The 3,642-nt window shown below is 38.0% G+C and carries 2 protein-coding genes; both read right to left on the minus strand.

Annotation, left to right across the window (positions count from 1 at the left end):
• Window positions 1-350: 350 nt before the first annotated feature.
• A complete protein-coding gene (locus DPG01_RS18155) occupies window positions 351-2,306 on the minus strand; it encodes an alkyl/aryl-sulfatase (RefSeq protein WP_000693745.1) in 1,956 nt (651 codons plus the stop codon).
• A gap of 124 nt (window positions 2,307-2,430) precedes the next feature.
• Window positions 2,431-3,578, minus strand: a protein-coding gene (locus DPG01_RS18160; RefSeq protein WP_087013213.1) for an IS3 family transposase whose coding sequence is annotated in 2 segments (ribosomal slippage) — window positions 2,431-3,332 and window positions 3,332-3,578 — 1,149 coding nt in all. Because the reading frame shifts where the segments join, the coding sequence is not laid out codon by codon here.
• Window positions 3,579-3,642: the final 64 nt, after the last annotated feature.

Here is a 3,642-nt window from a genome sequence, read left to right on the forward strand (position 1 = left end):
CTAATATAAAAGCTTATTTTCAATAAAAAACACATCATAATACCCCCTTGCCTTTTAACCACAAAAATATTGAAGTTATTATTTAGAAGCAATTAATAGAAAAATAAACAAATCTTTTTTAAACAAGCTACTAATAAAAATATCTCCATCGAAAATAAAGTATAAAAATTCAAAAACCATTTAATAAAGTATCAATAGAGTTAAAATACATATAGCTTACTTTTAATTTTAAAGAGGAATACAAGAAATAATTTCTTGTATTCCTGTTATAAGATTGGGAGAACCAAGTTGATAATTTCACCCATTTCTTTGGATCTATTAATTTAAGTTTCGACTTTACTTATTTGAGCTTAGCCATTTGGTCGAGTCACAATCGGGAAAATTGAATCTGGACGTTTAAACATTGCAAAGAATTTTCCAATTTTCAGTGGATTACCTTTGACTTTACTGTCTTTAGAAAGCAGGACTTTTACCCCTTCTATTTGACCTGTAATCATTTTTAGATATAAGGGCTTGGTTAAGGTTAATGTAGGGCAATCCAATGCCAAATCTTTACTTTCATCATAACGCTTAAACTGCATGACTGAGTTTTCAACCCATAATGAAAAATGCTCTTTGGTATCCGACAAAACCAGATTGATACACTGGTTTTCATTTTTTAAATTTTCCACATCTAAATTTGTCGCCATAGCTTCAAGAAATCTTTCAGTTGGTGTATGAATCAATAAATCACTCGGATCAGAAGTATTTTGTAGGGGTACATTATTTTGTAGCTCTTGAGCGCCCACCAAAAAGAAATTACGCCAAGTTGAAGCCTCAGCAGCATAGCCCAATTGACGATAAGTATTCGCCAATAAGTCTTTTGCTTGTTGGTTTTGAGGGTTATTCAACACAATATGTTTTAAAATCTCGGCAGCCCATCTATAGTCAGCTTGAGCGTAGGCATCCCGCGCATTTTTCAATGCATTGTTCTCCCCACCTGCTAACTCAATATATTTTTTTGCAACAGCTTTAGGGGGTAATGGATCTAAATTGGAAGGATGGGCATCGAACCATCCCATATAATATTGGTATACTGCTTTTACATTATGTTTTAGGGTTCCATAATAGCCATGAGCATATAGTTTTTGATCAAGTGCCGCTGGAAGCTTAATTTTTTCGGCAATTTCAGCGCCATTAAAACCAGAGTTCATATATCTCACCGTCTGATCATGCGTGAACTTATAAACATCTCGCTGGGTTTTAATAAAATCTTGAATATTGTCATTGCCCCAGACAGGCCAATGATGCTGTGCAATCAATACATCGGATGCTTTGGCATGCTGCATTGCTTGGTCTAGATAGCCCACCCATTTTAAGGCATCACGGACTTTAGCACCCCGAAGGGTATAAAGATTATGCATGGTATGAGATAGAATTTCTGCGCCGTTATAAAGTTTCAATGATGGGATAGAGAACGTTAATTCTGCTGGTGCTTCTGAACCCGGCACGTTATAAAACACAAAATCCAAGCCATCAACCGTCATTTTCTGTTCTGGTTGAGTGATCAGTTGTGTAGGCTCAAGGATGCCCATTTTTCCCACAGCAACAGCCTTACCTAAACCTGTATCCACCAATCCTTCCGCATTTTTAGGTAGAAAAGTTCCATACATATAAGTCGCACGACGTATCATGGCTGAACCTGCCATCACATTTTCACTGGTCGCTTCTTCCATAAAGCCTTTTGGCGCAATAATTGGAGTTTTTCTAGCGTTAATTTCTTCGCTAGAAAGAACGCCTAATGCACCACCAAAATGATCGATATGGCTATGGGTAAAGATAATGGCTGAAATTTTTTGCTCACCTAAATGCTGTCTAGCAAATTTAAGTGCTGCTTCAGCCGTTTCTTTAGAGGTTAATGTATCCACAATAATCCAGCCAGTATCACCCTGAATGATGGTCATATTTGCCAAATCAAAACCACGAATTTGCCAAACTCGATCTGTTACTTTAAATAGCCCAACATTGTTGTTTAATTTTGCTTGTCGCCATAGAGTGGGATTAACGGTATTTGGTGCTTGATCTTGTAAAAAACTAAATGCATCAAAATCCCAGATAACATTGCCTTTCTCACTTTTAATTTGACCTGTTGGCTTGGCAATAAAGCCCTTTTGAGCCTGATTAAACTCAGTCATATCCTCTAAGTTATACTTCGCCTTATATGTATTATTTGATTCAATGACCGCTTTTTCTACTACAGTATTTGCTGCAAAAACAGAAAATGGCAGAATAAGCATCAATGAAACTGTTAAAAACTTAATTTTCATCTTCTTTCCTTTTTTTAAATAGAGGTGGTCCCACATGTTTGAACAACTAAAAGCTTATTTATAAGTGATACTCTGCTCTAGTTAAGCTACCTTATTTTGTTGTGGTTGAATAGCCACCAAAATTCTAGACACACCTAACCATCTTTTGATGGGCCTTTTCATAATCTAATGGAGAACGCTGACCATTGGAACCATGTCTGCGTTTTGAATTATAGAACATCTCAATATATTCAAAGAGATCGGATCTTGCTTCAGTTCTAGTTGCATAGATTTTCTTTTTAATTCGTTCCCGCTTTAATAGCTGGAAGAAGCTTTCTGCAACAGCATTGTCATGGCAATTGCCTCTACGACTCATACTACTTTCAAGATTATGATGCTTGAGAAATGTCTGCCATTCATGACTGGTGTATTGGCTGCCTTGGTCAGAATGGATTAGGACTTTGTTCTTTGGGTTTCTTCGCCACAAAGCCATCAATAATGCATCTAAAACCAGGTCTGTCGTGATTCTGGATTTCATCGACCAGCCAACAACAAGACGCGAAAATAGGTCAATCACAACTGCGAGATATAGCCACCCTTCATGAGTACGGATATAGGTAATATCAGTGACCCATAATTGGTTCGGCTGCGTTGGATTAAATTGGCGGTCTAAAGTGTTTGCAGCAACAACAGCTGGAGTACCAGTATGAGCTCTAGGTTTACGATAGCCTCGCTGTGATTTGAGACCATTCATCTTCATGAGCCGATGTACTCGATTGATCCCGCAACTTTCGCCAACATCTTTCAAATCACAGTGAATCTTGCGATAGCCATAGACTCCGCCAGATTCCAGCCAGAACTGTTTAATTAATCCTGAAAGCTGTTGCCGTTTCTTGGCAGTTTTACTGGTAGGTTGCTTTAGCCAGGCGTAATAACCACTGTGATGAACATCCAGAGTTGAACATAAACGACGAACAGGCCATATGTGCTGATTGTCCTGAATAAAGGCGTACCTCATTTGGACTGGCTTGCGAAGTACACCGCGGCCTTTTTTAATATGTCCCTTTCTTCAGTAACCCGTTGCAGCTCTTTTTTTAACTTTGCTAATTCTGTACTTGGATTATTAGATTCTGTGATCTTGGGCTGCTGTGGATCATAACGTTTAATCCAAGCATACAGACTATGTGTGGTGGTTCCTAAACGTACAGCAACTTCAGCCACACTATGGCCTTTCTCAGTGACTTGCTTTACTGCTTCAATTTTGAATTCTTCAGGGTATCGTTTACTGCTCATAAGCACCTCGTTAATTAGCCATTTTATCTAACTAAAAGGTGTCTACAAAATCGGTGGCTATTCA

This window comes from Acinetobacter sp. WCHAc060042 (genome assembly GCF_003231195.1).
In the GTDB taxonomy this organism is placed as follows: Bacteria; Pseudomonadota; Gammaproteobacteria; order Pseudomonadales; family Moraxellaceae; genus Acinetobacter.